Source organism: Kitasatospora sp. NPDC002543, assembly GCF_053594915.1.
The window spans coordinates 32,431-58,863 of record NZ_JBSFWR010000032.1 but is presented as its reverse complement, the minus strand read 5'-3'; the positions used below and the strand labels follow the sequence as shown (position 1 = coordinate 58,863).

At 71.6% G+C, this 26,433-nt stretch carries 25 protein-coding genes and 2 riboswitches; of the genes, 11 read left to right on the top strand and 14 right to left on the bottom strand.

Annotated elements, in window-relative coordinates; all coding sequences use genetic code 11:
• Positions 1-183 precede the first annotated feature (183 nt).
• The 4 genes from ACWD4P_RS16235 to ACWD4P_RS16220 all read right to left on the bottom strand — a co-directional run bounded on the left by ACWD4P_RS16235 (position 184) and on the right by ACWD4P_RS16220 (position 4,901).
• On the bottom strand, positions 184-1,329 hold the full coding sequence (locus ACWD4P_RS16235) for an NlpC/P60 family protein (RefSeq protein ID WP_449780013.1): 1,146 nt from the start codon (positions 1,327-1,329) through the stop codon (positions 184-186).
• A 10-nt stretch (positions 1,330-1,339) separates the two neighbouring features.
• Positions 1,340-1,493, bottom strand: a riboswitch (cyclic di-AMP (ydaO/yuaA leader).
• Between the two features lie 338 nt (positions 1,494-1,831).
• On the bottom strand, positions 1,832-2,869 hold the full coding sequence (locus ACWD4P_RS16230; RefSeq protein ID WP_359828079.1) for a C40 family peptidase: 1,038 nt from the start codon (positions 2,867-2,869) through the stop codon (positions 1,832-1,834).
• 199 nt (positions 2,870-3,068) lie between these two features.
• Positions 3,069-4,370 carry an NYN domain-containing protein gene (locus ACWD4P_RS16225; protein WP_359828081.1) on the bottom strand — a complete coding sequence of 434 codons (1,302 nt, stop codon included), beginning with the start codon at positions 4,368-4,370 and terminating at the stop codon, positions 3,069-3,071.
• 267 nt (positions 4,371-4,637) lie between these two features.
• The gene (locus ACWD4P_RS16220; protein WP_359828077.1) at positions 4,638-4,901 is read right to left on the bottom strand and encodes a hypothetical protein; all 264 of its coding nucleotides are present in this window, start codon (positions 4,899-4,901) and stop codon (positions 4,638-4,640) included.
• A gap of 201 nt (positions 4,902-5,102) precedes the next feature.
• On the opposite strand from ACWD4P_RS16220, the gene ACWD4P_RS16215 reads away from it, so the two are divergent.
• A complete protein-coding gene (locus ACWD4P_RS16215; RefSeq protein ID WP_359828075.1) occupies positions 5,103-5,930 on the top strand; it encodes a rhomboid family intramembrane serine protease in 828 nt (275 codons plus the stop codon).
• Positions 5,927-6,208, top strand: coding sequence for an Lrp/AsnC family transcriptional regulator (locus ACWD4P_RS16210; RefSeq protein WP_049651832.1), 282 nt, complete (start codon positions 5,927-5,929; stop codon positions 6,206-6,208). The genes ACWD4P_RS16215 and ACWD4P_RS16210 overlap by 4 nt, the downstream gene beginning before the upstream one ends.
• A 3-nt stretch (positions 6,209-6,211) precedes the next feature.
• Here the strand turns inward: ACWD4P_RS16210 and ACWD4P_RS16205 are convergent, their stop codons facing one another.
• The 3 genes from ACWD4P_RS16205 to ACWD4P_RS16195 form a co-directional block, all read right to left on the bottom strand.
• Entirely contained in the window at positions 6,212-7,579 is a 1,368-nt protein-coding gene (locus tag ACWD4P_RS16205; protein WP_359828073.1) for an aminotransferase class V-fold PLP-dependent enzyme, read from the bottom strand.
• Between the two features lie 50 nt (positions 7,580-7,629).
• Positions 7,630-7,748, bottom strand: a riboswitch (SAM riboswitch).
• A 108-nt stretch (positions 7,749-7,856) separates the two neighbouring features.
• Positions 7,857-8,933: an anthranilate phosphoribosyltransferase gene (gene trpD / locus ACWD4P_RS16200; protein ID WP_359828071.1), complete on the bottom strand. Its 1,077-nt coding sequence runs from the start codon at positions 8,931-8,933 to the stop codon at positions 7,857-7,859.
• Positions 8,934-9,048: 115 nt separating this feature from the next.
• A complete protein-coding gene (locus tag ACWD4P_RS16195; RefSeq protein ID WP_359828069.1) occupies positions 9,049-9,474 on the bottom strand; it encodes a response regulator in 426 nt (141 codons plus the stop codon).
• A gap of 396 nt (positions 9,475-9,870) precedes the next feature.
• Between ACWD4P_RS16195 and ctaE the strand changes: the two genes are divergently transcribed.
• From ctaE to ACWD4P_RS16170, 5 genes are all read left to right on the top strand, one after another.
• Positions 9,871-10,491, top strand: a complete 621-nt coding sequence (gene ctaE, locus ACWD4P_RS16190) for an aa3-type cytochrome oxidase subunit III (protein ID WP_049651835.1) — start codon at positions 9,871-9,873, stop codon at positions 10,489-10,491.
• 187 nt (positions 10,492-10,678) lie between these two features.
• Positions 10,679-11,488: a cytochrome bc1 complex diheme cytochrome c subunit gene (gene qcrC, locus ACWD4P_RS16185; protein WP_316520844.1), complete on the top strand. Its 810-nt coding sequence runs from the start codon at positions 10,679-10,681 to the stop codon at positions 11,486-11,488.
• A gap of 8 nt (positions 11,489-11,496) precedes the next feature.
• A complete protein-coding gene (gene qcrA / locus ACWD4P_RS16180) occupies positions 11,497-12,549 on the top strand; it encodes a cytochrome bc1 complex Rieske iron-sulfur subunit (RefSeq protein WP_359828066.1) in 1,053 nt (350 codons plus the stop codon).
• On the top strand, positions 12,546-14,207 hold the full coding sequence (gene qcrB, locus ACWD4P_RS16175) for a cytochrome bc1 complex cytochrome b subunit (RefSeq protein ID WP_359828064.1): 1,662 nt from the start codon (positions 12,546-12,548) through the stop codon (positions 14,205-14,207). Before qcrA ends, qcrB begins: the two co-directional genes overlap by 4 nt.
• 103 nt (positions 14,208-14,310) lie before the next feature.
• Positions 14,311-14,685, top strand: coding sequence for a GntR family transcriptional regulator (locus ACWD4P_RS16170; protein WP_449780012.1), 375 nt, complete (start codon positions 14,311-14,313; stop codon positions 14,683-14,685).
• Positions 14,686-14,703: 18 nt separating this feature from the next.
• On the opposite strand, the gene ACWD4P_RS16165 is transcribed toward ACWD4P_RS16170, so the two are convergent.
• From ACWD4P_RS16165 to ctaC, 4 genes are all read right to left on the bottom strand, one after another.
• Positions 14,704-15,960 (bottom strand): L,D-transpeptidase, encoded by a 1,257-nt coding sequence (locus tag ACWD4P_RS16165; RefSeq protein WP_359826319.1) that lies wholly within the window; start codon positions 15,958-15,960, stop codon positions 14,704-14,706.
• A gap of 196 nt (positions 15,961-16,156) precedes the next feature.
• Positions 16,157-16,573, bottom strand: coding sequence for a cytochrome c oxidase subunit 4 (locus ACWD4P_RS16160; protein ID WP_449780011.1), 417 nt, complete (start codon positions 16,571-16,573; stop codon positions 16,157-16,159).
• Positions 16,573-18,348, bottom strand: coding sequence for an aa3-type cytochrome oxidase subunit I (gene ctaD / locus ACWD4P_RS16155; protein WP_449780010.1), 1,776 nt, complete (start codon positions 18,346-18,348; stop codon positions 16,573-16,575). Before ctaD ends, ACWD4P_RS16160 begins: the two co-directional genes overlap by 1 nt.
• Complete coding sequence (gene ctaC / locus ACWD4P_RS16150; protein ID WP_359826324.1) at positions 18,345-19,199, bottom strand: aa3-type cytochrome oxidase subunit II; 855 nt, start codon at positions 19,197-19,199, stop codon at positions 18,345-18,347. Before ctaC ends, ctaD begins: the two co-directional genes overlap by 4 nt.
• A gap of 369 nt (positions 19,200-19,568) precedes the next feature.
• Between ctaC and ACWD4P_RS16145 the strand changes: the two genes are divergently transcribed.
• Positions 19,569-20,963: an aminotransferase class V-fold PLP-dependent enzyme gene (locus ACWD4P_RS16145; protein WP_449780009.1), complete on the top strand. Its 1,395-nt coding sequence runs from the start codon at positions 19,569-19,571 to the stop codon at positions 20,961-20,963.
• A gap of 25 nt (positions 20,964-20,988) precedes the next feature.
• Here the strand turns inward: ACWD4P_RS16145 and ACWD4P_RS16140 are convergent, their stop codons facing one another.
• Positions 20,989-21,966, bottom strand: a complete 978-nt coding sequence (locus ACWD4P_RS16140) for a carbohydrate kinase family protein (protein ID WP_359826328.1) — start codon at positions 21,964-21,966, stop codon at positions 20,989-20,991.
• A 275-nt stretch (positions 21,967-22,241) separates the two neighbouring features.
• On the opposite strand from ACWD4P_RS16140, the gene ACWD4P_RS16135 reads away from it, so the two are divergent.
• Both ACWD4P_RS16135 and ACWD4P_RS16130 read left to right on the top strand, forming a co-directional pair.
• The gene (locus ACWD4P_RS16135; RefSeq protein WP_359826330.1) at positions 22,242-22,448 is read left to right on the top strand and encodes a hypothetical protein; all 207 of its coding nucleotides are present in this window, start codon (positions 22,242-22,244) and stop codon (positions 22,446-22,448) included.
• 145 nt (positions 22,449-22,593) lie between these two features.
• The gene (locus ACWD4P_RS16130) at positions 22,594-23,283 is read left to right on the top strand and encodes a hypothetical protein (protein ID WP_449780008.1); all 690 of its coding nucleotides are present in this window, start codon (positions 22,594-22,596) and stop codon (positions 23,281-23,283) included.
• 73 nt (positions 23,284-23,356) lie between these two features.
• On the opposite strand, the gene erpA is transcribed toward ACWD4P_RS16130, so the two are convergent.
• Entirely contained in the window at positions 23,357-23,710 is a 354-nt protein-coding gene (erpA, locus tag ACWD4P_RS16125) for an iron-sulfur cluster insertion protein ErpA (RefSeq protein WP_359826336.1), read from the bottom strand.
• Positions 23,711-23,955: 245 nt separating this feature from the next.
• Between erpA and ACWD4P_RS16120 the strand changes: the two genes are divergently transcribed.
• Positions 23,956-24,816 carry a GNAT family N-acetyltransferase gene (locus ACWD4P_RS16120; protein ID WP_449780007.1) on the top strand — a complete coding sequence of 287 codons (861 nt, stop codon included), beginning with the start codon at positions 23,956-23,958 and terminating at the stop codon, positions 24,814-24,816.
• An 80-nt stretch (positions 24,817-24,896) separates the two neighbouring features.
• Here the strand turns inward: ACWD4P_RS16120 and ACWD4P_RS16115 are convergent, their stop codons facing one another.
• Positions 24,897-26,270 (bottom strand): pyridoxal phosphate-dependent decarboxylase family protein, encoded by a 1,374-nt coding sequence (locus ACWD4P_RS16115; protein WP_359826340.1) that lies wholly within the window; start codon positions 26,268-26,270, stop codon positions 24,897-24,899.
• Positions 26,271-26,433 lie beyond the last annotated feature (163 nt).

The window sequence follows — 26,433 nt, the reverse complement described above, 5'->3', positions numbered from 1 at the left end:
CACGACGGGCGGCCGTCGAGCGGGGAGTCCGGTGGCAGACGTTAGCGAGTCAGGGCAACCGATTCCAAACCCTTCCGAACCCGAATATTCGACCGCCAATCGGACATCAGATCGGCCCGCCGGAAAAGCCGCAGGCCCGGCCTTCCCTGGGGAAGGCCGGGCCCGGAGGCGTTCGAGCGGGGATCAGACCCGCACGATGGAGGTCAGCGGCATGTTGGTGACCGCCTCGTAGCGCACGTTCGTCCCGGTGCGGGGCGCGTGCAGCACCTGGCCGTTGCCAGCGTAGATGCCGACGTGGTGGGCGTCCCCGTAGAAGATCAGCAGGTCGCCGGGCTGGGCCTGGGAGAGGTCCGTACCGATCCGGGTGCCGGCCGAGGCCTGCGCCTGGGAGGTGCGCGGCAGCGACACGCCGGCCTGGTTGAACGCCCAGACCATCAGGCCGGAGCAGTCGAAGGAGCCGGGGCCGGTGGCGCCCCAGACGTACGGGCTGCCGATCTTGGACGCGGCGGCCGAGAGGGCGGCGGCACCGCGCGAGCTGCCCGGGGCCACCTTCACCGGGGAGGAGGCGGTCGAGCCGGTCGAGGCGGACGAGCCCGACGAGCCGCCCGACAGGTCGCTGCGGCTGTTGTCGCGCGAGGCGCGGTCGGCCTGCGCCTGCTGCGCGGCGGCGGCGTCGGCCTTGGTCTTGGCGTCGGCCGCGGCCTTCTCCTCGGCCTGGCGCAGCGCCTGGCGCTCCTGCTCGGTCAGCGTGTTGAGCAGGTCCTGGGCCGCCTTCAGCTTGCCCTGGACGTCCTCCTTGGCGGCCTTCAGCTGCTGGGTGGTCGACTCCAGCTCGGCGAGCTTGCCCTGGGCCTCGTTGCGGTCCTGGTCGAGCTTGCGCTGCTGCGCCTGGAGCTCCTTCAGCTGACCCTTCTGGGTGTCACCGGCCTGGTTCAGCGCGCCGGCCTGGCTGAGGAAGGTGTCCGGGCTGGACGAGAACATCAGCTGGACGGTCGGGGATATCCCCCCGTTGCGGTACTGCTCGCCGGCGATCTCGGCCAGTCCGCCCTGGAGCTCGGTGACCTGGGCCTGCTGACGGGCCACCTGGTCCTGCAGCCCGGAGACCTGCTTCTCCAGCTCCTGCTGCTTGGCCTGGGCGGCGTTGTAGTTCTCGGTCGCGACCTCGGCCTGCTCGTTGAGCTGGTCGACCTGGCCCTTGACCTGGTCCTTGGTCGGCTGCGGGTCGGCGTGGGCGCCCTGTGCGGACAGCACGACGGCCGCGGCGGCGACACCGGTCAGGATCGAGACGCGGGCCCGGCCTGCGGGCTTGGGACGACGATGGGACGCCACGAAGGCGGACTCCTTCTTCCTACGTCCGCCTACCGGGTGAGCTGACGGGTTCGGGCCGGAAGCATGCCCTACGACGCCTCACGGCCGTTCCACCGGCCGACCTGGCGCCGATTCACCCCGGAGGAACGTGGTTCCCCGGCTCCGCTCCGCAGCGCCCCCGATTGCTGGGCTCCCCTGTCGGGCAGTCGTTTCGACCTGCCCCGCTGCCTCACGAACTCGACGGTAACCACCGCCGCCACCCTGGCTGGGCGATCGACAGTGCGGTGGTTCGGAGCATGACCCTAGTAACTGAACCGTGATCCGTTCAAATCCTTGTCAGAAAAAAGACAGAAGATTACCCAAGTTCCTTTGTGAAAATGACCGATGGTGACCACTGGTGCACACATGGCTGATCACTTCTCAGCATGTGGTCACAAAGGGGCGGAAGCCGAACGCCACCCCCCGCACGAGGGGTGGCGCTTTTCACAGGCCCCCCGACGGAGGCCTCCGGCGTGTCGGGCCGTCAGACCCGGCGGATGGTGTTGATCGGCATCGCGTCGGCCTTCATCACCTTCACCACGTCACCGGTGTGCGGCGCGTGGACCACCATGCCGTTGCCGATGTACATCCCGACGTGGTGCATGTCGGAGCCGTAGATCACCAGGTCGCCCGGCTGGGCCTGGTCCAGCGACGGCACCCGGGTGCCGTAGTGGCCCTGCTCCTGCGAGGTGCGCGGCAGCGAGACGCCGGCCTGCCCGTACGACCAGACCATCAGGCCCGAGCAGTCGAAGGTGGTCGACCCGGTGGCGCCCCAGACGTACGGCGAACCCTGCTTGCTCATCGCCTTGGACAGCGCCACGGCCGCGTAGCCGCTGGCCTGCGGCAGGCTGCCGAGGTCGACCCGGTCGGCGCCGCGCGAGGCGCGGTCGTCCTGCGCCTGCTGGGCCTTCAGCGCGGCGCGGTCGGAGGCGCTCAGCGAGTTCAGCAGGTCCTGGGCGGCCTTCAGCTTGGTGTTGACGTCCGCCTTGGCCTGGTTCAGGTCCTTGGTGGTGGTGTCCAGCGAGGCCAGCACGGCGGCCGCCTCGGTCTTCTCCTGGTCCAGCCGGCGCTGCTGGTCCAGCAGGCCCTTGAGCGCCTCGGCCTGACTGGTGCTGGCCTGCTGGACGGTGGAGGCCTTCTCCAGGTAGCCGGACGGGTCGGAGGAGAGCATCAGCTGGACGGACGGGTCGATGCCGCCGGCGCGGTACTGCTCACCCGCCACCTCGGCGAGGCCGCCCTGGAGCTGGGTCATCTGCTCCTGGCTGCGGGCCACCTGGTCCTGCAGCTGGTCGGACTGCTTGCGCAGCTGGTCGGCCCGCTCCTTGGCGCCGTTGTACTTCTCGGCCGCCTGCTCCTGCTCCTCCTGGAGCTGGTCGATCTGCGCCTTGACGTCGGTCTTGTTCGGCTGCGGCGCGGCGTGCGCGGCCACCTGGGCGGAGAGGGCGACCGCGGTCGCAGCGGCGGCGGTGAGCACGGAGATCCGTGCGCGGCTCGGCTGCTTGGGACGGCGGTGGGAGGCCAAGGGACCGGCTCCTTCTCCATCGGACTCACCTGATGGGATGAGATTCCGGAAAATAGGTTTGACGCCAGACACTAGTGAAGATCTATCCGTTCTGCCACTCCCCCGAAGGCGTGAACCTCACTCCCCACACTGACTTCACCGGACCCGCACAACGCCCCGGAATCCCCTCTGACCAGGCATCATGAGGCCCGGGCCGAGGTCACGGCCGGGCCAGCCGATTGAGCAGCAGCACCGATGCCACGGGGCGCGCGCCCGCCTTCCGCACGCCCTCCGCGACCTCCCGGTCGGTGGAGACCACGACCACCGGACGGCCCTGCGGCTCGGCCCGCACCAGACGGCGGATCAGCTCGTCGGCCGTCTCGCCGGTCCGGCTGAACCGCACCCGGACCCCGCGCGGTGGCGCCATGATCACCGGGACGTCCAGGTCCTGCCCGTCGAAGACGCAGGTGACCTCCGCCTGCGTCCGCTGGGCCAGCATCGCCAGCCCGCCCAGCAGCCGGATCCGCTGCTGCTCCAGCGGCAGCGCCGGATAGCCGGTCTTGGTCACGTTGTAGCCGTCCACCACCAGATGCACCTGGGGGATCGCCAGCAGCTGGTCCAGCAGCGCCGGATCGTCCTCGGCCAGCCCGCGCCGCGCCACGTCGTGCGGCGAGGCCGCCCCCGGCACCACCGCCTCCACCAGGTCCGCCGGGCGGATCTGGGAGACCGGCAGCGCCAGCTCCCGCTGGAGCCCCTGGGCGGACTGCAGCACGGTGTCCAGCAGCAGCCGCAGCCGCATGTCCTCGACGCTGCGCCCCTCCCGGGCCGACCGGCGGCCCTGCTCGACCGCGTTCTCCAGCTCCGAGACCCGGTGCCTGAGCCTGCGCGCCTCGGTCTCGGCCGCGCCGCGCTCGGCCGCCGTCTGCGCCTTCACGGCCTCCAGCTCGCCGGCCACCCGCCGGGTCTCGGCCTGCGCCCGGCGGGTGTCGCTCTCCAGCGACCGCACCTTCTTGCGCAGCGACTCGGCCTCCTTGCGGATGCCGTCGGACTCCGCCCGCTGCCGGTCCAGGTCCGCCCGCGCGGAGGCCCGCACCTCGGCCAGCTCGGCCTGCAGCTTCTCCACCAGCCGGGCCGCCTCCGCGGCCGCGTCCTCCGCGCCGGCCCGCTCGGCCTCCTCGCCGGCCTCGGCCACCAACCGGCTCCAGCCCGCCGAACGCACCAGGTAGGCGGCGGCCGCGACGTCCATCGGATCGGCGGCGCTCGGCACGGTGCCCGACTCCAGCGCCTTCACCAGGTCCGGCTGCCCGAGCCGCAGCCGCTCCGCTATCCGCACCCGGAAGGCCGGCTCCGCCTCCAGCGCCGCCGCCAGCGCGGTGGCCGCGTACTTGGCCCGCCGCGCCGGGGTGAACTTGACGTACTGCCGCAGGCTCTGCGGGAGCTCGGCCGCCGGCAGCCCGCCGAGCGCGTCCGAGGCCAGCCCGACCACACGCCGGCGCACGCCCTCGGGCAGCGGGCGGTCCAGCTTCTCGGCGGCACGCTCCGCCGCGGACTCGGAGGAGCCGTCCGCCGTCCCGGCGGCCTCGGCCGGGGCCTCGGCAGCAGCGGGCCGAAGCCCCTGGGCTTCGCCGGGCTCCTTCGCTGCGTCCACCACGTCCTCGGCTCCGATCCTGGTCCAGCGGGGCACGGCCGCGACCTCCCCCTGTCGTCACGCTCCGTGCGTCTTGTCTGTATTGTCCCGTGCCGCGCGGGCGGGTGCGCCGTGCACCCGCCCGCGCCGCAGCGGTGCGGGTCAGCCCTGCTCGGCGGGGGCCTGCGCCCCTTCGGAGCCCGGACGGGCCACCAGTTCGACCTGGTCCACCGCGTTGCACCAGCGGCAGCGGACCGACTCGACCGTCTCGCTCAGCACCTCGGTCTCCTCGACCTTGGACTCGCCGGCCAGGTCGAAGTGCAGGAACTCGGTCACCCGCGCGGTGCGGGTCACGTCGAAGCGGGTGAGGTTGCCGCACAGGGTGCAGCGCCAGCGCGTCTCGGCGGTCAGGGCGGGGACGGTCATCGGGGGTCCTCTCGGGTGGTCCCTGCGTGGGCCAGGCGCTCCCCCCGGAGCCCCGGCGTCGGCGGCGGGAGGCGGGAATGCCCGCCCCAAGCCTATTGCCTGGGGCAACCGCCGCGACCACCGGTCGCCTGAAGACCCGCACTGGTCCACCTGCCGTAAACCGCGGTGTCACCTGCGGCGCCCGGAGGGATGCTTGGCCGCATGGCGCTCGCGGTCCCCGACCACACCGCCGCCCGGAGCGGCCGCCCGGCGGCGGCCGCCCCCGCGGTCACGTACGGCCTGATCGCGCTCAACACCCTGGTCTTCCTGCTCGGCCCGGCCGCGGGGCTCAACCCGCTGTACGGCAGCGGCCCGGCGCGGGTCTGCGCGGAGCAGCGGTACGAGCAGCGCTGGGGCGCCGTCCCGGCCGAGGTGCTGGCCGGACGGCCGCTGACCGCCGAACAGCTCGCCGAGGCCCCCGACCCGGCCCCCGGCTGCCCGGCCGCCCCGACCCCGGGCAAGCACCCGGCCCTGTCCGTGCTCACCGGCCTCTTCCTGCACGCCGGCTGGCTGCACCTGCTGGGGAACCTGCTCTTCCTCCAGGTCTTCGGCCCCACCGTGGAACGGCGGCTGGGCCGGGCCCGGTACGCCGTCTTCTACCTGGCCGCCGGCGGTGTGAGCACGTACGGCTTCGCCCTCGCCGAGGCGCACTCGCCGAACTCCACCCGGGTGCTGATCGGGGCCTCCGGCGCGATCGCCGCCGTCCTCGGCGCCTATCTGCGCCTCCACCCCCGGGCGCGGGTGACCACCCTCGTCCCGCTGCTGCTCTTCCTGCCGCTGCGCTTCCCCGCCTGGCTGGTGCTCGGCCTCTGGTTCGCCCTGCAGTGGTGGTCGGTGCACTCGGCGGGGCCCGGGGTGGCCTACCTGGTCCATGTGATCGGCTTCTGCGCCGGGTTCCTGTACGCCTGTACCGTGGTCCGCCACCCCCCGCGACGACCGGGCCGACGCCCGATACGCTGGCGGCACCCCACAAAGGAGCCCGAACTGTGATCACCGCCATCGTCCTGATCAAGACCAGTGTCGACCGCATCCCGGAGATCGCCGAATCCATCGCCGCCATCGACGGCGTCAGCGAGGTCTACTCGGTGACCGGGGGCTACAACCTGGTGGCGATGGTGCGGGTGCGCCGGCACGACGACCTGGCCGAGGTCATCCCCGGCCGGCTCAACAAGGTCCCGGGTGTGGCGCACACCGAGACCCAGATCGCCTTCCGCACCTACTCCCAGCACGACCTGGAGGCCGCCTTCGCGCTCGGCCTGGACGAGTAGGCGTCAGCCCGCCCGCCGAGCGTCCGCGACGCAGCGCCCGCCCTCGTTGCGGTAGCTCCAGGCCGCGCCGTCCGTGACCAGCTCCCGGACGGCGGTCAGGAAGCGGTCGACGTGCTCGTCCGGCGTCCCGGCGCCGAAGCTCACCCGGATCGCGTTCAGGCTGCGCTCGCCCGGCAGCGAGGGCTCCGGCGCCCCGCACTCGGACGGCGCCACCTCCTCGTCCCCGAGCAGCGTGCGCACCAGCGGGTGGGCGCAGAACAGCCCGTCGCGCACCCCGATCCCGTACTCGGCGGAGAGCGCGGCCGAGAAGTGCGAGCTGTTCCAGCCCCGGACGACGAAGGACAGCACGCCCACCCGGGCGGAGTCCGCGCCGAACAGGTTCAGCACCTTGACCTGCGGGATCTCGGCCAGCCCGGCCGTCAGCCGGGCGATCAGCTGCTGCTCGCGGGCCTCCAGCGCGTCGAAGCCGGCCTCGGTCAGCGCCCGGCAGGCCGAGGCGATCGCGTAGGCGCCGATGACGTTCGGCGAGCCGGCCTCGTGCCGGGCCGGGCCGGTGTGCCACTGCACGGCCACCGAGCCGTCCGTCTCCCGGGCCACCGTCCGGGTCGCCCCGCCGCCCGCCAGGTACGGCTCGGCCGCGTCCAGCCAGTCCGCCCGGCCGGCCAGCACCCCGGCGCCGAACGGCGCGTAGATCTTGTGCCCGGAGAAGGCGATCCAGTCGACGCCCAGCTCGCGCACCGAGACGCGGTGGTGCGGCGCCAGCTGGGCGGCGTCCAGCACCACCCGGGCGCCGTGCCGGTGCGCGGTCTCGGTCAGCGCGGCGACCGGCCACAGCTCGCCGGTCACGTTGGAGGCGCCGGTGACGCACAGCAGCTTGGGGCCCTCGGGCGCCTCGGCGAGCGCGGTGTCCAGCGCCTCCACCGCCTCGGCCCGCGAGCGCGGCGCCCGCAGGTAGGTGACGTCCAGTCCGGCGTGGGCCCAGGGCAGCAGCGAGGCGTGGTGCTCGGTCTCGAAGGCGAACACCCGGGTGCCGGCCGGAAGGGCGGCGGCCAGCAGGTTGAGCGAGTCGGTGGTGGCCCGGGTGAAGACCACCTGGTCGCCCTCGCGCAGGTCGAGGAACTCGCCGACGGTGCGGCGGCTCTGCTCGAACAGGTCGGTGGACAGCTGGGAGAGGTACCCGGCCCCGCGGTGGACGCTGCCGTAGTACGGCGCGTAGGCGGCGACGTCGTCCCACACCCGCTGGAGCGCCGGCGAACTGGCCGCGTAGTCGAGCGCCGCGTAGCCGACCTTCTCACCGCTGGCGAGCGGGACCTGGACGTCGGCGCCGAGGACGGCGAGCGGGGCGGCGCAGGTTTCGGTGGCGAGGGACATGAGAATGCACTCCTTCTGGGTCAGGGACCCCGGGAGTGCAAGTCGTCGGGTGTCCGCGCTTGTCGCACGGACGGTTTGCCGTGACGACCCGGTCCTCACCCAGGGCACCCCGCCACGGACGGAGGGTTGCCGGACAGCAAGCTGGGGCTTGGCGCTGTCACTCATGACCTGGCCAAGACTCTAGGCCGCGTCCATCGGGCGGTCAAACGGGCATCCAGCATCCGGACAGCGCGAGGGGCCCGCGGGAGGATTTCCCACGGGCCCCTCAACTCACGCCTCAGGAGCGGCTGGTGGCCTCCGACCAGCGCCGCAGCAGGTCCTGTGCGGCACCGGAGTCGATCGCCTTGGCGGCCCGCTCCATGCCGACCGCCAGCTGCTCGGCGAGCGGCGCGTCGGTCAGGTCCAGCGCGACCAGCGCCGCCGCCGTGTTCAGCAGGACGGCGTCCCGCACCGGCCCGTGCTCGCCCGCCAGCAGCCGCCGCGCGACCTCGGCGTTGTAGGAGGCGTCCGCCCCGCGCAGCGCCTCGATGCCGACCAGCTCGATGCCGACGTCCCGCGGGTCGAAGGTGGTCTCGGTGACCACCCCGTCGCGCACCATCCAGACCTGGGAGGTGGTGGTGATGGTCAGCTCGTCCAGCCCGTCGTCGCCGCGGAAGACCAGCGCCGTCGCCCCGCGCTCCGCCAGCACGCCGGCGATCAGCCCGGACAGCCGGGTGTCGAAGCAGCCGATGGCGTGCGCGGTGACCTTCGCCGGATTGGTCAGCGGGCCGAGGATGTTGAAGGACGTCGGCACCCCCAGGTCGCGCCGCGCGGTGGCGGCGTGCCGCATCGAGGGGTGGAACTTGGCCGCGAAGCAGAAGGTGAGCCCGACCTCCTCGGCCACCTCGGCGACCCTCCGGGAGGAGATGTCCAGCGCCACCCCGAGCTTCTCCAGCACGTCGGAGGAGCCGCTGGTGGAGGAGGCCGAGCGGTTGCCGTGCTTGACCACCTTGGCACCGGCGGCCGCCGCGACGATCGCCGACATGGTGGAGATGTTGACGGTCTTCGCGCGGTCCCCGCCGGTGCCGACGATGTCCACCGCCGGGCCGGGGATCTCCAGCGGCTCGGCGTGCGCGTACATCGCGTCGACCAGGCCGGAGATCTCCTCGACCGACTCGCCCTTGGCCCGCAGCGCGATCATGAAGCCGGCCACCTGTACGGGGGACGCCTCGCCGCTCATGATCCGGTCCATCGCCCACGCGGTGGACGAACGGTCGAGGTCCTCCCCCTGCAACAGCGCCGCCAGGAGGTCCGGCCAGGTGCGGACCACCTGCGCGGGGTCGCTACCGCCGTTCGCAGGGTTCACGTTCACCATCGCTGACTCCAGCTGTTGTCGGTTCCCCATCGCGGGGGACGTCCGTACGGATGGAGCCAGCCTATCGAGCGAAGCGCTCGCTTCTACCCTCTCTTTCCTACTCCTGCCACGGATTTCAGCGGACGGCGGGAGTCCGCTTCGCCAGCCTGGCCCGCAGCAGGGTGGCCACCGCCCCGGCGAGCGCCACCGGCTCCACCGGGTGGGAGATGGCGGCGTCCGCCCGGCTCCAGGCGGCCAGCCAGGAGTCCTGCGGCCGGCCGATCAGCACCAGCACCGGCGGGCAGCCGTAGATCTCGTCCTTGAGCTGCCGCCCGAGGCCCAGCCCGCCGGCCGGAACGGCCTCGCCGTCCAGCACGCAGAGGTCCACCCCTCCCTTCTCCAGCGCCTTGAGCACCGCGGGGGTGGTCGCGCACTCCAGGTAGGACAGTTCCGGAAGATCCTCGGCGGGCCGGCGGCCGAGCGCCGTCAGCACCTGCTCGCGGGTGTTGCGGTCGTCGCTGTAGACGAGGACGGTGAGCGTCTCATCGGTCGTGTACGCCATGGACCCTGCTCCCTCAAGTGTGATCCGGACCACGTTCGCCTGATCCGGATGCTACTCCCGATCACCGTCCGCCGAGTCCCCCTCGCGCACGTTCCTCCTCAAGCCGCCGCGCCCCGGGCTCACCCGCCCGGAGGACGGCCCGTCACCCGACCCGGCCCAGTCCACCCGTACGGCCGACCCGGCACCCTCCCCCGTACCCCTCCCGGCTACTCCGACCGTGCAACGACGCGCCGGGCAACGGGGTCACAGGCCCCTCCGAGGAACCATCAGAAAAGGGACGCGCCGCTGCTCAGCCCCCGTCCGGCCCCCCTGCCGCCCGCCAAGCGGGCATACCGCACGCACCGGACACTCCGAGGGACACCCCCCGACGTGAAGACGGAATAAGGGACCGACATAATGTCCGTCGTGGCGACAGCAACAGCAGTAGAAACCGGGCACGCGCACGGATCGGTCAACCGGCCGAACATGGTCAGCGTCGGAACGATCGTCTGGCTCAGTTCCGAGTTGATGTTCTTCGCGGCCCTCTTCGCGATGTACTTCACGCTCCGCTCCGTCAAGGGGCCGGAGTTCTGGACCGAGAAGGCCCACGCCCTCAACGTGCCCTTCTCCTCGGTCAACACCACGATCCTGGTGCTCTCCTCGCTCACCTGCCAGCTCGGCGTGTTCGCTGCCGAGCGCGGTGACGTGAAGAAGCTCCGGGCGTGGTTCATCCTCACGTTCGCCATGGGCGCGGTCTTCATCGGCGGCCAGGTCTTCGAGTACACCGAGCTGGTCAAGAAGGACGGCCTCTCGCTGTCCTCCGACCCGTACGGCACGGTGTTCTACCTGACCACCGGCTTCCACGGGCTGCACGTGACGGGTGGTCTGATCGCCTTCCTGCTGGTCCTGGGACGGACGTACGCAGCCAAGCGCTTCACGCACGAGCAGGCCACCGCCGCGATCGTCGTGTCGTACTACTGGCACTTCGTCGACGTCGTGTGGATCGGCCTGTTCGCGACCATCTACCTGATCAAGTAACCAGCTGATCAGGTCGCTGGCCACCGGCTGCGGCCCCCGCCCTCACCGGCGACGGGCCGCTTCTGCCGGTGCCGACGCTCCCACCGACCGACCGCGCGCGCAGCCCTAGACAGGCAGCCTCGTGCCGGCCAGACCGGCCGCCGGGTGCACCCACCAGTCGACCAGATCCTGACACCGGGGTTATTCCGTGAAAAAGCTCTCCGCACGACGGCGCCACCCATTGGCGGCGCTGGTCGTCCTACTTCTCGCCCTGGCGGCAACCGGGGGGCTGTACGCCGCGTTCGCGCCCGCCGACAAGGCGCAGGCCGACGTCGCCGCGCAGTCGCTCGCGATCGATGAGGGCAAGAAGCTCTTCGCCGTGGGCTGCTCCTCCTGCCACGGCCTGAACGGCCAGGGCAGCAGTGACGGTCCGAGCCTGGTCGGCGTCGGCTCCGCCGCTGTCGACTTCCAGGTCGGCACCGGCCGCATGCCGGCCCAGCAGCCCGGCGCCCAGGTCCCGCGCAAGAAGAACATCTACTCGCAGGCCGAGATCGACCAGCTCGCCGCCTACGTCGCCTCCCTCGGTCCCGGCCCGGTGACCCCGACGGAGGAGCAGTTCACCTCGACCAACCCCGAGGACATCTCCAAGGGTGGCGAGCTGTTCCGCACCAACTGCGCCCAGTGCCACAACTTCGCCGGCCAGGGCGGTGCCCTGACCAAGGGCAAGTACGCCCCGTCGCTGGAGGGTGTGGACGCCAAGCACATCTACGAGGCCATGCAGACCGGCCCGCAGAACATGCCGTCGTTCCCGGACACCACCATGCCCGAGGAGCAGAAGAAGCAGATCGTGGCCTTCGTCCGCCACACCACCAACGATGAGCCCAACCCCGGCGGTCTCACCCTGGGCAGCCTCGGTCCGGTGACCGAGGGTCTGTTCGGCTGGATCTTCGGCCTCGGCACGCTCATCGCGGTCGCGATCTGGGTCGCCGCCCACACCACCAAGGCCAAGAAGTCATGAGCCACGACATGTCAGAAGAGAAGCTCCCGGAGCCGCACGGCTCCGCCGGCGAGGTGGCCGACCACGGCAGCCCGTTCGCCGACCCGGGCCTGCCGGCCCACGAGCCCCGTCGCACCGACATCGACGAGCGGGCCGCCCAGCGCGCCGAGCGCCAGGTCTCGCTGATGTTCGTGATCTCGATGCTCGCCACCATCGGCTTCATCGCCTCGTACGTGGCCATCGACCCGGACAAGATCGTCTACATCTTCCCGCTGGGTCACGTCAGCGCGCTGAACTTCGCGCTCGGCCTGACCCTGGGCGTCGCGCTGTTCATGATCGGCGCGGGCGCGGTCCACTGGGCCCGCACCCTGATGTCGGACGTCGAGCTGCCGGCCGAGCGTCACCCGATCGAGGCTTCCGACGAGGTCCGCGCGGACGTCATCGAGCAGTTCAAGACCGGTGCCGCCGAGTCCGGCTTCGGCCGCCGCAAGATGATCCGCAACACCCTGATCGGCTCCATGGCGCTGGTCCCGCTCTCCGGCGTGGTCCTGCTCCGTGACCTCGGCCCGCTTCCCGAGACGAAGCTCAAGGAGACCGGTTGGAAGGAGGCGACCGAGACCAAGCCGCTGGCGCTCATCAACATGAACACCATGCAGCCGATGAAGCCCGAGGACATCGCGGTCGGCTCGCTCACCTTCGCCATGCCGGAGGGTCTGTCCACGCACAGCGAGGACTTCCAGCAGCGGATCGCCAAGGACGCCCTGATGCTGGTCCGCATCGCGCCCGAGGACATCAAGGACGACAAGTCCAAGGACCTCGGTTTCGAGGGCATCCTCGCGTACTCCAAGATCTGCACCCACGTCGGCTGCCCGATCAGCCTCTACGAGCAGCAGACCCACCACGCGCTCTGCCCCTGCCACCAGTCGACCTTCGACCTGGCGGACGGCGCTCGCGTCATCTTCGGCCCGGCCGGCCACCCGCTGCCGCAGCTGAAGATCATCACTGACGAGAAGGGCAACCTGGTCGCCACCGGCGACTTCGCGGAGCCCGTCGGCCCGAGCTACTGGGAGCGTGCTCGATGAGTAGCGCGAGCAGCACCACGACCGGTGCCGCCAAGCCCTCCAGCACGCGTGAGAAGCCCGCCAACAAGTGGGAAGCCGCGGCTGACTGGACGGACGGCCGGCTGGGGATCTACTCCCTCGCCAAGGCCAACCTGCGGAAGATCTTCCCGGACCACTGGTCCTTCATGCTGGGCGAGATCTGCCTCTACACCTTCGTCATCATCATCCTGACCGGTGTCTACCTGACGCTGTTCTTCAAGCCCTCGATGGCCGAGGTCGTCTACGACGGCTCCTACGTGCCGCTCAAGGGCATCCCGATGTCGGAGGCCTACGCCTCCACCGTGGACATCAGCTTCGAGGTCCGCGGCGGTCTGCTGATCCGCCAGATCCACCACTGGGCCGCCCTGGTCTTCGTGGCCGCGATGCTCGTGCACATGATGCGCGTGTTCTTCACCGGCGCGTTCCGCAAGCCGCGTGAGATCAACTGGGTCTTCGGCTTCCTGCTGCTGGTCCTGGGCATGTTCGACGGCTTCTTCGGCTACTCCCTGCCGGACGACCTGCTGTCGGGCACCGGTATCCGCTTCATGGAAGGCGCGATCCTCGCCGTCCCGCTGATCGGCACCTACGTCCAGATGTTCCTGTTCGGGGGCGAGTTCCCCGGCCACGACATCGTGCCGCGGTTCTTCACCATCCACGTGCTGCTGATCCCGGGCATCATGCTCGGCCTGCTGGTGGCGCACCTGATCCTGGTCTTCTACCACAAGCACACCCAGTGGGCGGGCCCGGGCAAGACCGAGAAGAACGTCGTCGGCATGCCGCTGATGCCGGTCTACATGGCCAAGGCCGGTGGCTTCTTCTTCCTGGTGTTCGGCCTCATCGCCGTCATCTCGGCGATCGCCACGATCAACCCGATCTGGGCGTACGGCCCGTACCGTCCGGACCAGGTCTCCACGGACGCCCAGCCCGACTGGTACATGGGCTTCTCCGAGGGTCTGATCCGTGTCATGCCGGGCTGGGAGATCAGCGTCTGGGGCGGCCACACCCTCAACCTGGGTGTCATGGTCCCGCTGGCGATCTTCCCGCTGGTCCTGGTCTCGATCGCGGCCTACCCGTTCATCGAGGGCTGGATCACCGGCGACAAGCGCGAGCACCACATCCTGGACCGCCCGCGCAACGCTCCGGTCCGCACCGCCCTGGGTGCCGCCTGGATCAGCCTCTACCTGATCCTGCTGATGGCCGGTGGCAACGACCTGTTCGCCACCCACCTGCACCTGTCGATCAACTCGGTCACCTACTTCGTCCGCGTCGGCTTCTTCGTCGTCCCGGTCGTCGTCTTCATCATCACCAAGCGCTGGTGCCTCGGCCTCCAGCGCCGTGACAAGGAGAAGGTGCTGCACGGCCGCGAGACGGGTGTCATCAAGCGCCTGCCGCACGGCGAGTTCATCGAGGTGCACGCCCAGCTCCCGCAGAAGGACCTGTACAAGCTCACCGCGCACGAGCAGAACCAGCCGGTCGAGCTGCCGGCCCAGACGGACGAGAACGGCGTGGCCCGCAAGGCCGGCGTCGTCACCCGCACCCGGGCCAAGCTCTCCCGCGGCTTCTACGGCGAGGGCAGCCAGATCCCCAAGCCGACCGCCGAGGAGCACCACGAGATCACCAGCGGCCACGGCCACCACTGATCCCGTACGCACCAGCGCGTCACCCCGAGGGCCGCTGACCAGAGTTCATCTGGTCAGCGGCCCTCGGGCCTTTCCGTACCCGCCCGCGCCACCAGGAGCACCCGTGCAGCTGTCCGTCGACCCCGCCTCGGCCACCGCCCCGTACGAGCAGATCCGCGCCCAGATCGCCGAGCGGGCCCGCTCCGGCGAGCTGCCGACCGGGCTGCGGCTGCCCACCGTCCGGGCCCTGGCCGAGGAACTGGGACTCGCCGCCGGCACCGTCGCCCGGGCCTACCGCGAGCTGGAGGCGGACGGCGTGGTGGAGACCCACGGCCGGCGCGGCACACTGATCGCCGCCACCGGGGACACCGCCCACCGGCTGGCCGCCGAGGCCGCCGCCGAGTACGCCGCCCGCGCCCGCCGCCTGGGCGTCTCCCCCGCGGACGCCCTGGCCGCCGTGGACACCGCGCTGCGGCTGGCCTACCCGCAGCAGGGCTAGAGGGCCTCCTGCGGGCTCCTAGAGCTCCGGGCGGATCATCCCCGCGGCCGCGGCCTGGGAGGCCGGTGCGGTGGTGCTGACGGGCTGTCCGGAGGCGCTGTGCTTGACCCACTCCGTCCAGTCGATGTTCCAGTCCCCGAAGCCGTTGCCGAAGGACTCCATCGCGCCGCCGCGGCTGTTCACCACCGTCACCAGGTCGCCCACCCGGGTGTGCTCGTAGAACCACTCGGCGTTGTCGGTGCTCATGCCCGTACAGCCGTGGCTGACGTTCTCGATGCCCTGCGCGCCGACCGACCAGGGCGCCGCGTGGACGTACTCGCCGCTCCAGGTCACCCGGGTGGCCCACTTCACGTCGAGGTCGTACGCCTCCGTGCTGCCCGCGGCTATCCCGATGGTCTCGCCGTTCATCCGGACCGACCGCTCCTGGCCCAGCACCACCTTGACGCCGTTGCGGGTGTCGAAGCCGGGCTTGCCGGTGGTGACCGGGATGCTCCGCAGCACCTCGCCGTCGCGCTTCAGGGTGAGCTCGTGGGAGGCCGCGTCGATCACCGACTCCACCCGCTCGCCGATCCGCAGCTTCAGCGAGCTGCGGTCCCCGCCGTACAGGCCGTCGGAGATCCGGCTGCCGGTGCCGTCGAAGGCCAGCGTGACGGTCGTCCCGGCCGGCCAGTAGTCCTCCGGGCGGAAGTGCAGGTTCTTGTCGTCCACCCAGTACCAGGCGCCGGTGACGGCGGGCTGGGAGCCGACGGTCAGGACCCGCTCGACCTCCTGGCGGGCCTGGGGGTCCTTCACCGCCTCGGAGAGCTCCACGGTGAGCGGCTGGCCCACCCCGTAGACGCCGCTGCCGGAGGAGTCCGGGCCGAGCTTGGCGGTGAGCAGGCGCTGGGCGTCGACGGTGCTGAAGCTCGCCGTGGTGTCGCCGCGGCCGCCCTTGCCGTCGTCGGCGGAGATCCGCACGGTGTACGCGGTGCCGGCCTTCAGCCGACCGGTGGTCTGCCAGCTGCGCTGGTCCTCGGCGAGCTTCCCGGCGACCGTCCGGCCGTCCGGGTCGACCACGGTGACGTCGGTGAGCCGGCTGTCCTGGACGGCGGTCACGGTGACCGGCTGAGAGGGGTCGGCCTTGCCCTCCGCCGAGAGGCGGACCAGCTGGGCCGCGTCGATCCGGTGCGGTCCGACGGGGCCGTCCTCCCGGGCCGTGCAGGCGGTCAGCGGGGCCAGCGCCGCGAGGGCCAGCGAGATGCCGCCGAGAGCTGCGATTCCGCGTCTGTCGGCCATGGCCGCCTCCGAAGATTTCGCACGATTGATCAGATCGTAGGAACGCCCCCGGTGAAGCGACATCCGAGGGACTTCCGCTTCACCCGCCGGAGTGACAGCCGTCGGCCAGGGGACGCAGCGGGGCGCGCGCGGGGAACGCAGCAGGGCCGGCCCTCCCCTGCGGGAGGACCGGCCCTGGTGCCGGAAAGCGGGAACCCTACTGGTTCTGGTTCTCGCCCCGGTAGAACTCGAAGACCCATCCGAAGATGCCGATCATGATGATCGGAGCGGCCCAGAACATCAGCCACCAGCCGAAGATCACGCCCAGGAAGGCGAGGGCGCCACCGAGCGCCAGCGAGAGCGGCTGCCAGCTGTGCGGGGCGAAGAAGCCCAGCTCGCCGGAGTCGTCCACGACCTCGGCCTCGGGGTTGTCACCCGCGCCGCTGTCCACCCGGCGGGCGGTGAAGGCGAGGTAGTACCCGATGAACGCGCAGAGGCCGAAGGCCAGGAACAGCGCGGTGGTACCGGCGGCCTCGACGCCATGCTCCGAGTGGTTGGTCCACAGGCCGTAGGTCACGGCCATGGCCAGCACGAAGACCGACAGGCCCAGGAAGATCTTTCCCTGTTCCTTCATCAGGCGTCGCCCTCCTTGTTGCCCTTGCCCAGCTTCGGGGCGTCGTACTTCGCCGGGGTCACACCGGCGAGGTGCTTGGCCGGCTCACCGTGGTTCTCCAGGTAGTCCAGCGCGGCGATCTCCGGGTGGTGGAGGTCGAAGGCCGGGGATTCGGAGCGGATCCGCGGGAGGGTGAGGAAGTTGTGCCGCGGCGGCGGGCAGGAGGTCGCCCACTCCAGCGAGCGGCCGAAGCCCCACGGGTCGTCCACGGTGACCTTCTCGCCGTACTTGGCGGTCTTCCAGACGTTGTAGAGGAACGGCAGGATCGACAGGCCGAGCACGAAGGAGCCGATGGTCGAGACGGTGTTCAGGGTGGTGAAGCCGTCCGCGGCCAGGTAGTCGGCGTAGCGGCGGGGCATGCCCTCCGCGCCGAGCCAGTGCTGCACCAGGAAGGTGGTGTGGAAGCCGAAGAACAGCGTCCAGAAGGTGATCTTGCCGAGGCGCTCGTCCAGCATCTTGCCGGTCATCTTCGGCCACCAGAAGTGGAAGCCGGCGAACATCGCGAAGACGACGGTGCCGAAGACCACGTAGTGGAAGTGGGCGACGACGAAGTACGAGTCCGAGACGTGGAAGTCGATCGGCGGGGAGGCCAGCAGAACACCGGTCAGACCACCGAAGAGGAAGGTGACCAGGAAGCCGACCGTCCAGAGCATCGGGGTCTCGAAGCTCAGCGAGCCCTTCCACATGGTGCCGACCCAGTTGAAGAACTTCACACCGGTCGGGACCGCGATCAGGAAGGTCATGAACGAGAAGAACGGCAGCAGTACCTGTCCGGTGACGTACATGTGGTGGGCCCACACCGTCACGGACAGACCGGCGATCGCGATGGTGGCCGCGATCAGGCCGGAGTAGCCGAACATCGGCTTGCGGCTGAAGACCGGGATGATCTCCGACACGATGCCGAAGAACGGCAGCGCGATGATGTACACCTCGGGGTGGCCGAAGAACCAGAACAGGTGCTGCCAGAGCATCGCCCCGCCGTTGGCCGGGTCGAAGACGTGGGCACCGAACTTGCGGTCCGCCTCCAGGGCGAACAGCGCGGCGGCCAGCACCGGGAACGCCAGCAGGACCAGCACCGAGGTCAGCAGGACGTTCCAGACGAAGATCGACATCCGGAACATCGTCATGCCCGGGGCGCGCATGCAGATGATCGTGGTGATGAAGTTGACCGCACCGAGGATCGTGCCGAAGCCGGAGAAGGCCAGACCCATGATCCACATGTCGCCGCCGATGCCGGGCGAGTGCACGGCGTCCGACAGCGGGGAGTAGGCGAACCAGCCGAAGTCGGCGGCGCCGTTCGGGGTGACGAAGCCCGCCACCGCGATGGTCGAACCGAAGAGGTACAGCCAGTACGCGAACATGTTCAGACGCGGGAACGCCACGTCCGGAGCACCGATCTGGAGCGGCATGATCCAGTTCGCGAAGCCGGCGAAGAGCGGCGTCGCGAACATCAGCAGCATGATCGTGCCGTGCATCGTGAACGCCTGGTTGAACTGCTCGTTCGACAGGATCTGGGTCCCGGGACGAGCCAGCTCGGCGCGCATGACCAGGGCGAGGATGCCACCGATCAGGAAGAAGGCGAACGACGTGCCCAGGTACAGCGTGCCGATCGTCTTGTGGTCAGTGGTGGTCAGCCACTTGATGATGGTCGAACCCGGCTTCCGGGTCCGCTGCGCCCCGACCGTGACGGCACCGGCGCCCCCGCCGGCCGCGGCGGGCTCGTTGAGGATGGTCACTTCTCTTCACTTCCCATGCCGATGAGGCCGGAGGGCACCCAGCCGTTCTGGCCCTTGGCGCGAAGGTCGGCCAGGTGCTTGTCGTAGTCGGCGCGGTCGACGACCTTGACGTTGAACAGCATGCGCGAGTGGTCGACGCCGCAGAGCTCGGCGCACTTGCCCATGTACTCGCCCTTGACGGTCGGGGTGACCTCGAACTTGTTCACCACGCCCGGGACGACGTCCATCTTCATCATGAAGTTGACGGGCCAGAAGTCGTGGATGACGTCACGCGAGGTGAGACGGAACTGCACCGTCTCGTTGACCGGCAGCCAGAGGGTCGGAACCTCCTTGGGCGTGCCGACGTCGTACGCGGCGTCCTTGTTGGCCGGGTCAGGGGTCTCGGTGTTCTCGTAGTTGAACGCCCAGCTCCACTGGAAGCCGACCACGTTAACGTAGTGCTGCGGCTTCTCGGAGGTGGCCGTCAGCTTCGACTCGTCGCGGGCGACGAAGTAGAAGAGGACCGAGACGATGATGATGGGGACCGCGGTGTAGAGCGCCTCGATGGGCACGTTGTACCGGGTCTGCGGGGGGATCTCCACGCCGGTGCGCTTGCGCCGGTGGAAGATCACGCTCCAGATGATCAGACCCCACATCAGTACGCCGACCACCAGCGCCGCGATCCAGGAGCCCTGCCACATCTGAAGGACCATGGGCCCTTCCTTGGTGACGGGGCTCGGGAGGCCAAGCCTGGGGAGGTCGTTGGCCGAGCAGCCGGTGGCGGTCGCGATGACGAGGCCCAGTGCCAGCGCCTGAGGCAGCTTCCGCCGCATCGTGCGCCGCGGCGAGCGGTCGGAGCCGTTGGGACTCACGTAGCGCCTTCCCGAAGTCTCGCCCGCCTTCGCGTCGCCCCGGGGAGGAGTGTGAGCCTCCCCGGCGACCCGTCCACGGGCACGGTTTGAATGCTTATGCGGGCCAAACCCTACTCCAGCCTTATGCGCTCCTGACGGGCAGCCCCCGGTAACGCGCCGCCCGGTAGCCCGATCAGGCCCGGTAGGGGCTGCGTCGCAGGTCATCGCAGGCATTCGAGGTCCGTACGCCCGATCGGGGGATGACCTCGGGCGACATCCGTGACGGCCCGTCGGGCGCGGACGAAGCGGACATTCGGGGTGATCGACTGACGGCGGGTGAGCCGCCCGACTCTACCGGTTCCCGGCCCGGGTGTGTCGTTAAATGTGACCGTGTACTTCGACGCGGCCTCGACGGCCCCCCTGCACCCCGTCGCCCGGCAGGCGCTGACCGCCGCCCTGGACGAGGGCTGGGCCGATCCGGCCCGGCTGTACCGCTCCGGCCGGCAGGCCCGGATGCTGCTGGACGCCGCCCGCGAGACGGTGGCCGCGGTGCTGGGCGCGCGGGCGGACGAGATCTCCTTCACCGCGAGCGGCACCCAGGCCGTCCAGCTCGGCCTGCTGGGCGCCCTGGCCGGGAACCGGCGGCGCGGCGGGCACTTCACCCACTCCGCGGTGGAGCACTCCAGCGTGCTGCACGTCGCCGAGCGGCACGCGGCCGGCGGGGGCGAGGTGTCGGTGGCCCCGGTGGACCGGGGCGGCCGGGTCGAGCCGGAGGCGTTCGCCGCGCTGCTGCGGCCGGACACCGCGCTGGCCGCGCTGCAGAGCGCCAACCACGAGGTCGGGACGGTGCAGCCGGTCGGCGAGGTCGCCGCGCTGTGCGCCGGGGCCGGCGTCCCGCTGCTGGTGGACGCGGCGCAGAGCGCCGGGCGGGTGGACGTCCCCGCGGGCTGGTCGCTGCTGACCGCGAGCGCCCACAAGTGGGGCGGCCCGGCCGGGGTCGGGGTGCTGGCGGTGCGCAAGGGCGTCCGGTACGCCTCCCCGCTGCCGGCCGACGAGCGCGAGGGCGGCCGGGTGCCCGGCTACGTCAACGTCCCGGCGATCGTGGCCGCGGCCGCCTCGCTGCGCGCCGTACGGGCCGAGGCCGATCAGGAGAACGCCCGGCTGCACGCGCTGGTGGAGCGGATCCGCACCCGGGTGCCGCGGCTGGTGCCCGAGGTCGAGGTGGTCGGCGACCCGGTGCGCCGGCTGCCGCACATCGTCACCTTCTCCTGCCTGTACGTGGACGGGGAGGTGCTGCTGACCGAGCTGGACCGGGCGGGCTTCGCGGTGTCCTCCGGCTCCTCCTGCACCTCGTCCACGCTGACGCCCAGCCATGTGCTGGCGGCGATGGGGGTGCTCACCGAGGGGAACGTCCGGATCTCGCTCCCGTACGGGGCGGCCGAGGCCGACGTGGAGCGCTTCCTGGCGGTGCTGCCGGACCTGGTGGCCGGGGTCCGGGCGCCGCTCGGGCTGGACCTGCCGGCGCCGGGGGCGCCCGCAACGGAGTCCTCGCTGGTCATCGACGCGCTGGGCAAGCGCTGCCCGCTGCCGGTGATCGAGCTGGCGAAGCGGATCGGCGAGGTGCCGCCCGGCGGCACGGTCGCCGTGCTGGCGGACGACGAGGCGGCCCGGTTGGACATCCCGGCCTGGTGCGGGATGCGCGGGCAGGAGTACGCGGGCGAGGCCCCGGCCGCCGAGTACGGCGGCGACCGGGGCTCGGCCTACCTCGTGGTGCGCCGCTCCTGAACGGAGCGGCGCGGGACGGGGCGGACTACTTGACCAGGCGGGCGCTGATCTCGGTGGCCGCCTCGGCGCCGTAGGCCTCCTCGAAGCGCTTCAGGAAGGAGGCCGGGCGCAGCTCGTACTCCTGGGTGCCGACGGTCTCGATCACCAGGGTGGCGAGCATGCAGCCGAGCTGGGCGGCGCGCTCCAGGTCGAGGTCCCAGGACAGGCCGGCCAGGAAGCCGGCCCGGAAGGCGTCGCCGACGCCGGTCGGGTCGACCTTCGACTCCTCCTTGGCGCAGCCGACCAGGATCGGGGCCTCGCCCTTGCGCTCGATCCGGACGCCCTTGCTGCCCAGGGTGGTGACCCGGGTGCCGACGCGGGTGAGCAGCTCCTCGGAGCCCCAGCCGGTCTTGGTCTCGATCAGGGCGGCCTCGTACTCGTTGGTGAAGAGGTACGCGGCGCCGTCGACGATCTCGCGGATGTCCTCGCCCTCCAGGCGGGCCAGCTGCTGGGACGGGTCGGCGGCGAAGGCGTAGCCGCGGGTGCGGCACTCCTGGGTGTGGCGCACCATGCCCTGCGGGTCGTCGGCGCCGATCAGGACGAGGTCCAGGCCGCCGACGCGGTCGGCGATCGGCTTCAGCTCGATGTTGCGGGCCTCGGCCATGGCGCCGGTGTAGAACGACGCGATCTGGTTGTGGTCCTCGTCCGTGGTGCACATGAAGCGCGCGGTGTGGCGGGTCTCGGAGATGTGGACGGAGTCGCAGTCCACGCCGTTGCGCTCCAGCCAGCTGCGGTACTCCGCGAAGTCCGCGCCGGCGGCGCCGACCAGGATCGGGCTCAGGCCGAGCACGCCCATGCCGAAGGCGATGTTCGGCGCGACGCCGCCGCGGCGGATGTCCAGGGCGTCGACCAGGAAGGACAGCGACACGGTGTGCAACTGCTCGGCGACGAGCTGGTCGGCGAACCGACCGGGGAACGTCATCAGGTGGTCGGTGGCGATCGAGCCGGCGACGGCGATACGCACGGGAGGTCTCCTCAGGATGGCTGCGGGGCCAGCGGGCAGGCGGGGACGAACCCACCCACGGTACCCGGCCCCGGGGAGCCCCCAGCAAGGGTGCCGCAAGTTGCCGCCGCCCCTCGGCCATGGTGACACCCTTCGCCCTCGATTGTGTACTACCTCCCGGTAGCACTGGTGGGCGGCCGGAGCCCTGCCTAGGGTCGGCCGTGGAGGGCCCGTCGCGCGGGCCCCGTCGCCGACCGCGGCAGTGTGGCCGCGGCTCTGGATCGGAGCGGTGCCCCATGACGACCGACCCCTGTGCCCCGCCCGCCCCGCGGGCCGAGGACGCCGAGACGCTCGACGCCCTGGTGGACTCCTCCCGGCGGCTGCGCCGGTTCTGGCCGCAGGTCGCGGCCGGTCCGCAGCCCGCCGCCCCCGTGCCGACCGGCGTCCGGGTCTCCTCCGGGGCGCGGCGGGTGGTCGCCGGAATGGCCGAGTACGGCTTCTGATCCCGCGCCGGACGGGATCGGACCGGATCCCGCCGGTGGTGGATCCGGATCCGACCGGTACGGAACCGGATCCGACCGGAGCACGTCACATCCGCGCGGAGCGGCCGAGCGGGCGGCCCCGCTGAGCCCTCGGGAGGATGTGCAGATGGATCTGGAGACGATGCCCCGGCGCGGTCGGCGGACGGCGGCCCTGGCGGGTCTGGCCCTAGCGGTGGTGGTGACGGTGGCCGGCTGCGACGGGGGCGCCAAGCCCGCCTCGGACGCGGCGGCGAGCGGTGCGGCCGCCGCCTCGGCCTCGGCGAGCGCCTCCCCGCAGGCCCCGGCGGACTCCGCGAGCCCGGCCCCGGCGGCTCCGTCGGGGAGCCCCTCCGATGCCGGGCAGCCGGCCCAGCCGCCGACCGGCTGGGCGCCCACCCCGGCCTCGCCCGCGCCCGGGCAGCCGGCCCCGGCCACTCCCCCGGGCAACGGGATCGCGGCGGGCGAGCCGAACCCGAACGGTTCCGGCGCGCCCGTCCGCCCGCCGGTCGGCTACCGGGTGGACGGCACCACCAAGCTGACCGTCTACTTCTTCGGCGGGGTCTGCACCACGTACGCGCTGAAGGCGGACGAATCGCAGCCGGGCCGGGTGGACGTGCTGCTCGTGCCGGGCAAGCCGACCGTCCAGCCGGGGCAGGTGTGCAACGCGCTGGCCAAGCGGCAGTCGGTGTCCACCGACCTGCGCTCGCCGCTGGCCGGACGGACCGTCGTCGACCGGACGAGCGGCCAGGAGGTTCCGGTGGAGGGCGACCCGCACATCGGGCCGGACCCGGTCGCCCCGGACATCGCCGGGCAGTAGGCGCGCCACGGGCGGAGGCGACAACGGAAAGGCGGCCCCGGGGTGACCCCGGGGCCGCCTTTCCGCAGCGGGCCTAGCTGAACGAGTCGCCGCAGGCGCAGGAGCCGGTGGCGTTCGGGTTGTCGATGGTGAAGCCCTGCTTCTCGATGGTGTCGACGAAGTCGACGGTGGCGCCGCCCAGGTACGGGGCGCTCATCCGGTCGGTGACGACCTTGACACCGTTGAAGTCCTTGATCACGTCGCCGTCGAGCGAGCGCTCGTCGAAGAACAGCTGGTAACGCAGGCCGGAGCAGCCACCGGGCTGGACGGCGACGCGCAGCGCGAGGTCCTCGCGGCCCTCCTGCTCCAGCAGGGCCTTGACCTTGGCCGCGGCGGCCTCGGTGAGGAGGATGCCACTCTCGACGGTGGTCTCGTCCTGGACGGTCATCTGCTTTCTCCCGGTCTTGACGACGGTCTGCCGCCAGTGCCAACCAACGGCCGTCCGGTTTCATTTCCCGGACGGCGATGGATTTCTGTGGTCTGTTCGCGGCTGGATTTCCGTGGGCCGGGTGGGCCACCCGCGTCCCCTACGTTCCCCATGCTCGCACACCCCCGGAGGGAGGGTCACCGCCCGAGGGCTGGATCCGGGTGAACCGGCCCCGCGGCGGCCCGCGGGACGACAGGATGGTCCTCATGATCCTTCGCCCGGTCAGGGACACCGCCGCGGACGCGGAGGTCGTCCGGGAACTCGCCGACGCCGCGTTCGCCGGTGCCGGCCCGTCCGGTGCCGCGCCGGGGCCGTCGCCCCTGCGGCTGGCCCGGACCAGGCACCTGGCGCGCACCGACCCCGGGGGCTGCTGGCTGGCCACGGTCGACGGCGAGCCGGTCGGGGCGGTGCTGTCGATCCGGCGGGAGGGCCTGTGGGCGCCCTCGCTGTACGCCGTCCGGCCGTCCGCGCAGGGCAAGGGGGTCGGGCGGCTGCTGCTGGAACAGGCGGCCACGCACTCCCGGGGCTGCCTGCGCGGGATGGTCTGCGCCGCGGACTCCCCGGCCGCTGCCCGTCGCTACCGGCTGGCCGGGTTCACCCTGCACCCGGCGATGCGGCTGACCGGGCGGGTGGACCGGGACGGGCTGCTCGATCCCGGGGACATCCCGGTGCACCCGGGCAACGCCGGCCATCTGCACCTGCTGGACTCGGTGGACCGGCGGCTGCGCGGGTCCGCGCACGGGCCGGACCACGCGCTGATGCTGGGCCACTTCGAGGAGCTGCTGATCGCCGACTCGCTGGCCGGCAGCGGCTACTGCTACCGGGACGGCGGCGTGGTGCGGCTGCTCGCGGCCACCAGCAAGCGGATCGCCGCCCGGCTGCTGCGCGAGGCGCTGGCCCGGGTGCCGGAGGGGGTCGAGGCGCGGGTGGAGCACCTGACCGCGGAGCAGGAGTGGGCCCTGGACGTCGGTCTGGAGGTCGGGCTGACGCCGCGGGCCGGCGGGTTCGTCGGGGTGCGCGGGATGCGGCCGCCGGCGCCGTACCTGCCGAGCGGGGCCTTCCTGTGAGGCGCCCGGGCACGCGGGTGGGTGCGCGGGCACGCGTACGGCCCCGCCGGAGTGCCGACGGGGCCGTGACGGAGGCGGGATCAGGCCATGGTGTCCAGGATCTCCCGGACCATCTCCATGGTGGTGCCCGGGTGCAGGAAGGCGAAGCGGGCGACCGTCTCGCCGTCCCAGCCGGTGGGGGTGACGAAGCCGATCTGGTCCGCGAGCAGCTGCTGCGACCAGCGGTAGTAGTCGTCGTTCGTCCAGCCGGTGCGCTTGAAGCAGACCGCCGAGAGCTGCGGGTCGAACAGCAGCTCCAGGTGCTCGCTGTCGCGGATCAGCTGCGCGGTCTCCCGGGCCAGGGTGAGACCGGCCTCGATGGCGTCGGTGTAGGCCTGGACGCCGTGCACGGCCAGCGAGAACCAGAGCGGCAGGCCGCGGGCGCGCCGGGTCAGATGGTAGGCGTAGTCGGTGGGGTTCCACTCGTCGCCCTCGGTGTGCAGGACGTCCAGGTAGGAGGCGTCCTGGGTGTGCACGGCGCGGGCGAGCTGCGGGTTGCGGTAGATCAGCGCGGCGCAGTCGAAGGGGGCGAACAGCCACTTGTGCGGGTCGACCACGAAGGAGTCGGCGAGCTCGATGCCGTCGTAGCGCTCGCGCACCGAGGGGGCGAACAGGCCCGCGCCGCCGTAGGCGCCGTCCACGTGGAACCAGAGGCCGCGCTCGCGGGCGACCTCGCCCAGGCCCTTGAGGTCGTCGACGATGCCCTCGTTGGTGGTGCCGGCGGTGCCGACGACGGCGATCACCGTCTCCGGGTTCGGGTCGGCGGCCAGCGCGGCGCGCAGCGCCTCGCCGGTGAAGCGGCGGTTCACGGTCGGGACCTTGAAGGCCTCGACGCCGATGATGTTGAAGGTGTTCTTGACCGAGGAGTGCACCTGGTCGGCGACGGCGATCCGCAGCCGGGCCTCCGGCTTGCCCTCGGCCGCGAGCCGGCGGCGGGCGGTGTCGCGGGCGACGACCAGGGCGGAGAGGTTGCCGGCCGAGCCGCCGGAGACGAAGCAGCCGCCGGCCGACTGCGGGAGGCCCGCGCGGTCGGCGATCAGGCGCAGCACCTGGTTCTCGGCGGCGATCGCGCCGGCCGCCTCCAGCCAGGAGATGCCCTGCAGGGAGGCGCAGGAGACGACCATGTCGAACAGCAGCGCGGCCTTGGTGGGGGCGCACGGGATGAAGGACAGGTAGCGCGGGCTGTCGGCGGAGATGACCGCCCGGGACAGCTCGTGGTCGTACAGCTTGAGCACGTCGACCGGGTTGTTGCCGTCCTGGTTCAGCAGGCCGGCCAGCTGGGTGCGCAGGTGCTCACCGTCGCCGGGGTGGTCGAGCGGGACGGGGTCGTACTGCAGCCGCTCCCGCATGTAGTCGAAGACCAGGTCGACCAGGTCGTTGTCGGGCCGGTGCATGCGGTCGGGTGCTGCGGACACTGCGGTCCCTCTCGGCGTGGGGTGTCGGGGGGCGCCCGGTCGGCGGGACGCTTCACCGCGACGGCCGGACGTGATCAGCGTAGGCAGCGCGGGTGCCTCACCGCGCGTCGGAACGCGGCTGGTCAGGCAGGTTTCGAGCGTCTTGGGGAGGGTCCGCGCAGGA

Coding starts and splice junctions, on each gene's coding strand:
- ACWD4P_RS16220 (WP_359828077.1), bottom strand. CDS start 4,901: ATGACCGTCCCCGCCCTGACCGCCGAGACGCGCTGGCGCTGCACCCTG.
- ACWD4P_RS16215 (WP_359828075.1), top strand. CDS start 5,103: ATGGCGCTCGCGGTCCCCGACCACACCGCCGCCCGGAGCGGCCGCCCG.
- ACWD4P_RS16205 (WP_359828073.1), bottom strand. CDS start 7,579: ATGTCCCTCGCCACCGAAACCTGCGCCGCCCCGCTCGCCGTCCTCGGC.
- trpD (WP_359828071.1), bottom strand. CDS start 8,933: ATGGTGAACGTGAACCCTGCGAACGGCGGTAGCGACCCCGCGCAGGTG.
- ACWD4P_RS16195 (WP_359828069.1), bottom strand. CDS start 9,474: ATGGCGTACACGACCGATGAGACGCTCACCGTCCTCGTCTACAGCGAC.
- ctaE (WP_049651835.1), top strand. CDS start 9,871: ATGTCCGTCGTGGCGACAGCAACAGCAGTAGAAACCGGGCACGCGCAC.
- qcrA (WP_359828066.1), top strand. CDS start 11,497: ATGTCAGAAGAGAAGCTCCCGGAGCCGCACGGCTCCGCCGGCGAGGTG.
- qcrB (WP_359828064.1), top strand. CDS start 12,546: ATGAGTAGCGCGAGCAGCACCACGACCGGTGCCGCCAAGCCCTCCAGC.
- ACWD4P_RS16165 (WP_359826319.1), bottom strand. CDS start 15,960: ATGGCCGACAGACGCGGAATCGCAGCTCTCGGCGGCATCTCGCTGGCC.
- ACWD4P_RS16160 (WP_449780011.1), bottom strand. CDS start 16,573: ATGAAGGAACAGGGAAAGATCTTCCTGGGCCTGTCGGTCTTCGTGCTG.
- ACWD4P_RS16135 (WP_359826330.1), top strand. CDS start 22,242: ATGACGACCGACCCCTGTGCCCCGCCCGCCCCGCGGGCCGAGGACGCC.
- ACWD4P_RS16130 (WP_449780008.1), top strand. CDS start 22,594: ATGGATCTGGAGACGATGCCCCGGCGCGGTCGGCGGACGGCGGCCCTG.
- erpA (WP_359826336.1), bottom strand. CDS start 23,710: ATGACCGTCCAGGACGAGACCACCGTCGAGAGTGGCATCCTCCTCACC.
- ACWD4P_RS16120 (WP_449780007.1), top strand. CDS start 23,956: ATGATCCTTCGCCCGGTCAGGGACACCGCCGCGGACGCGGAGGTCGTC.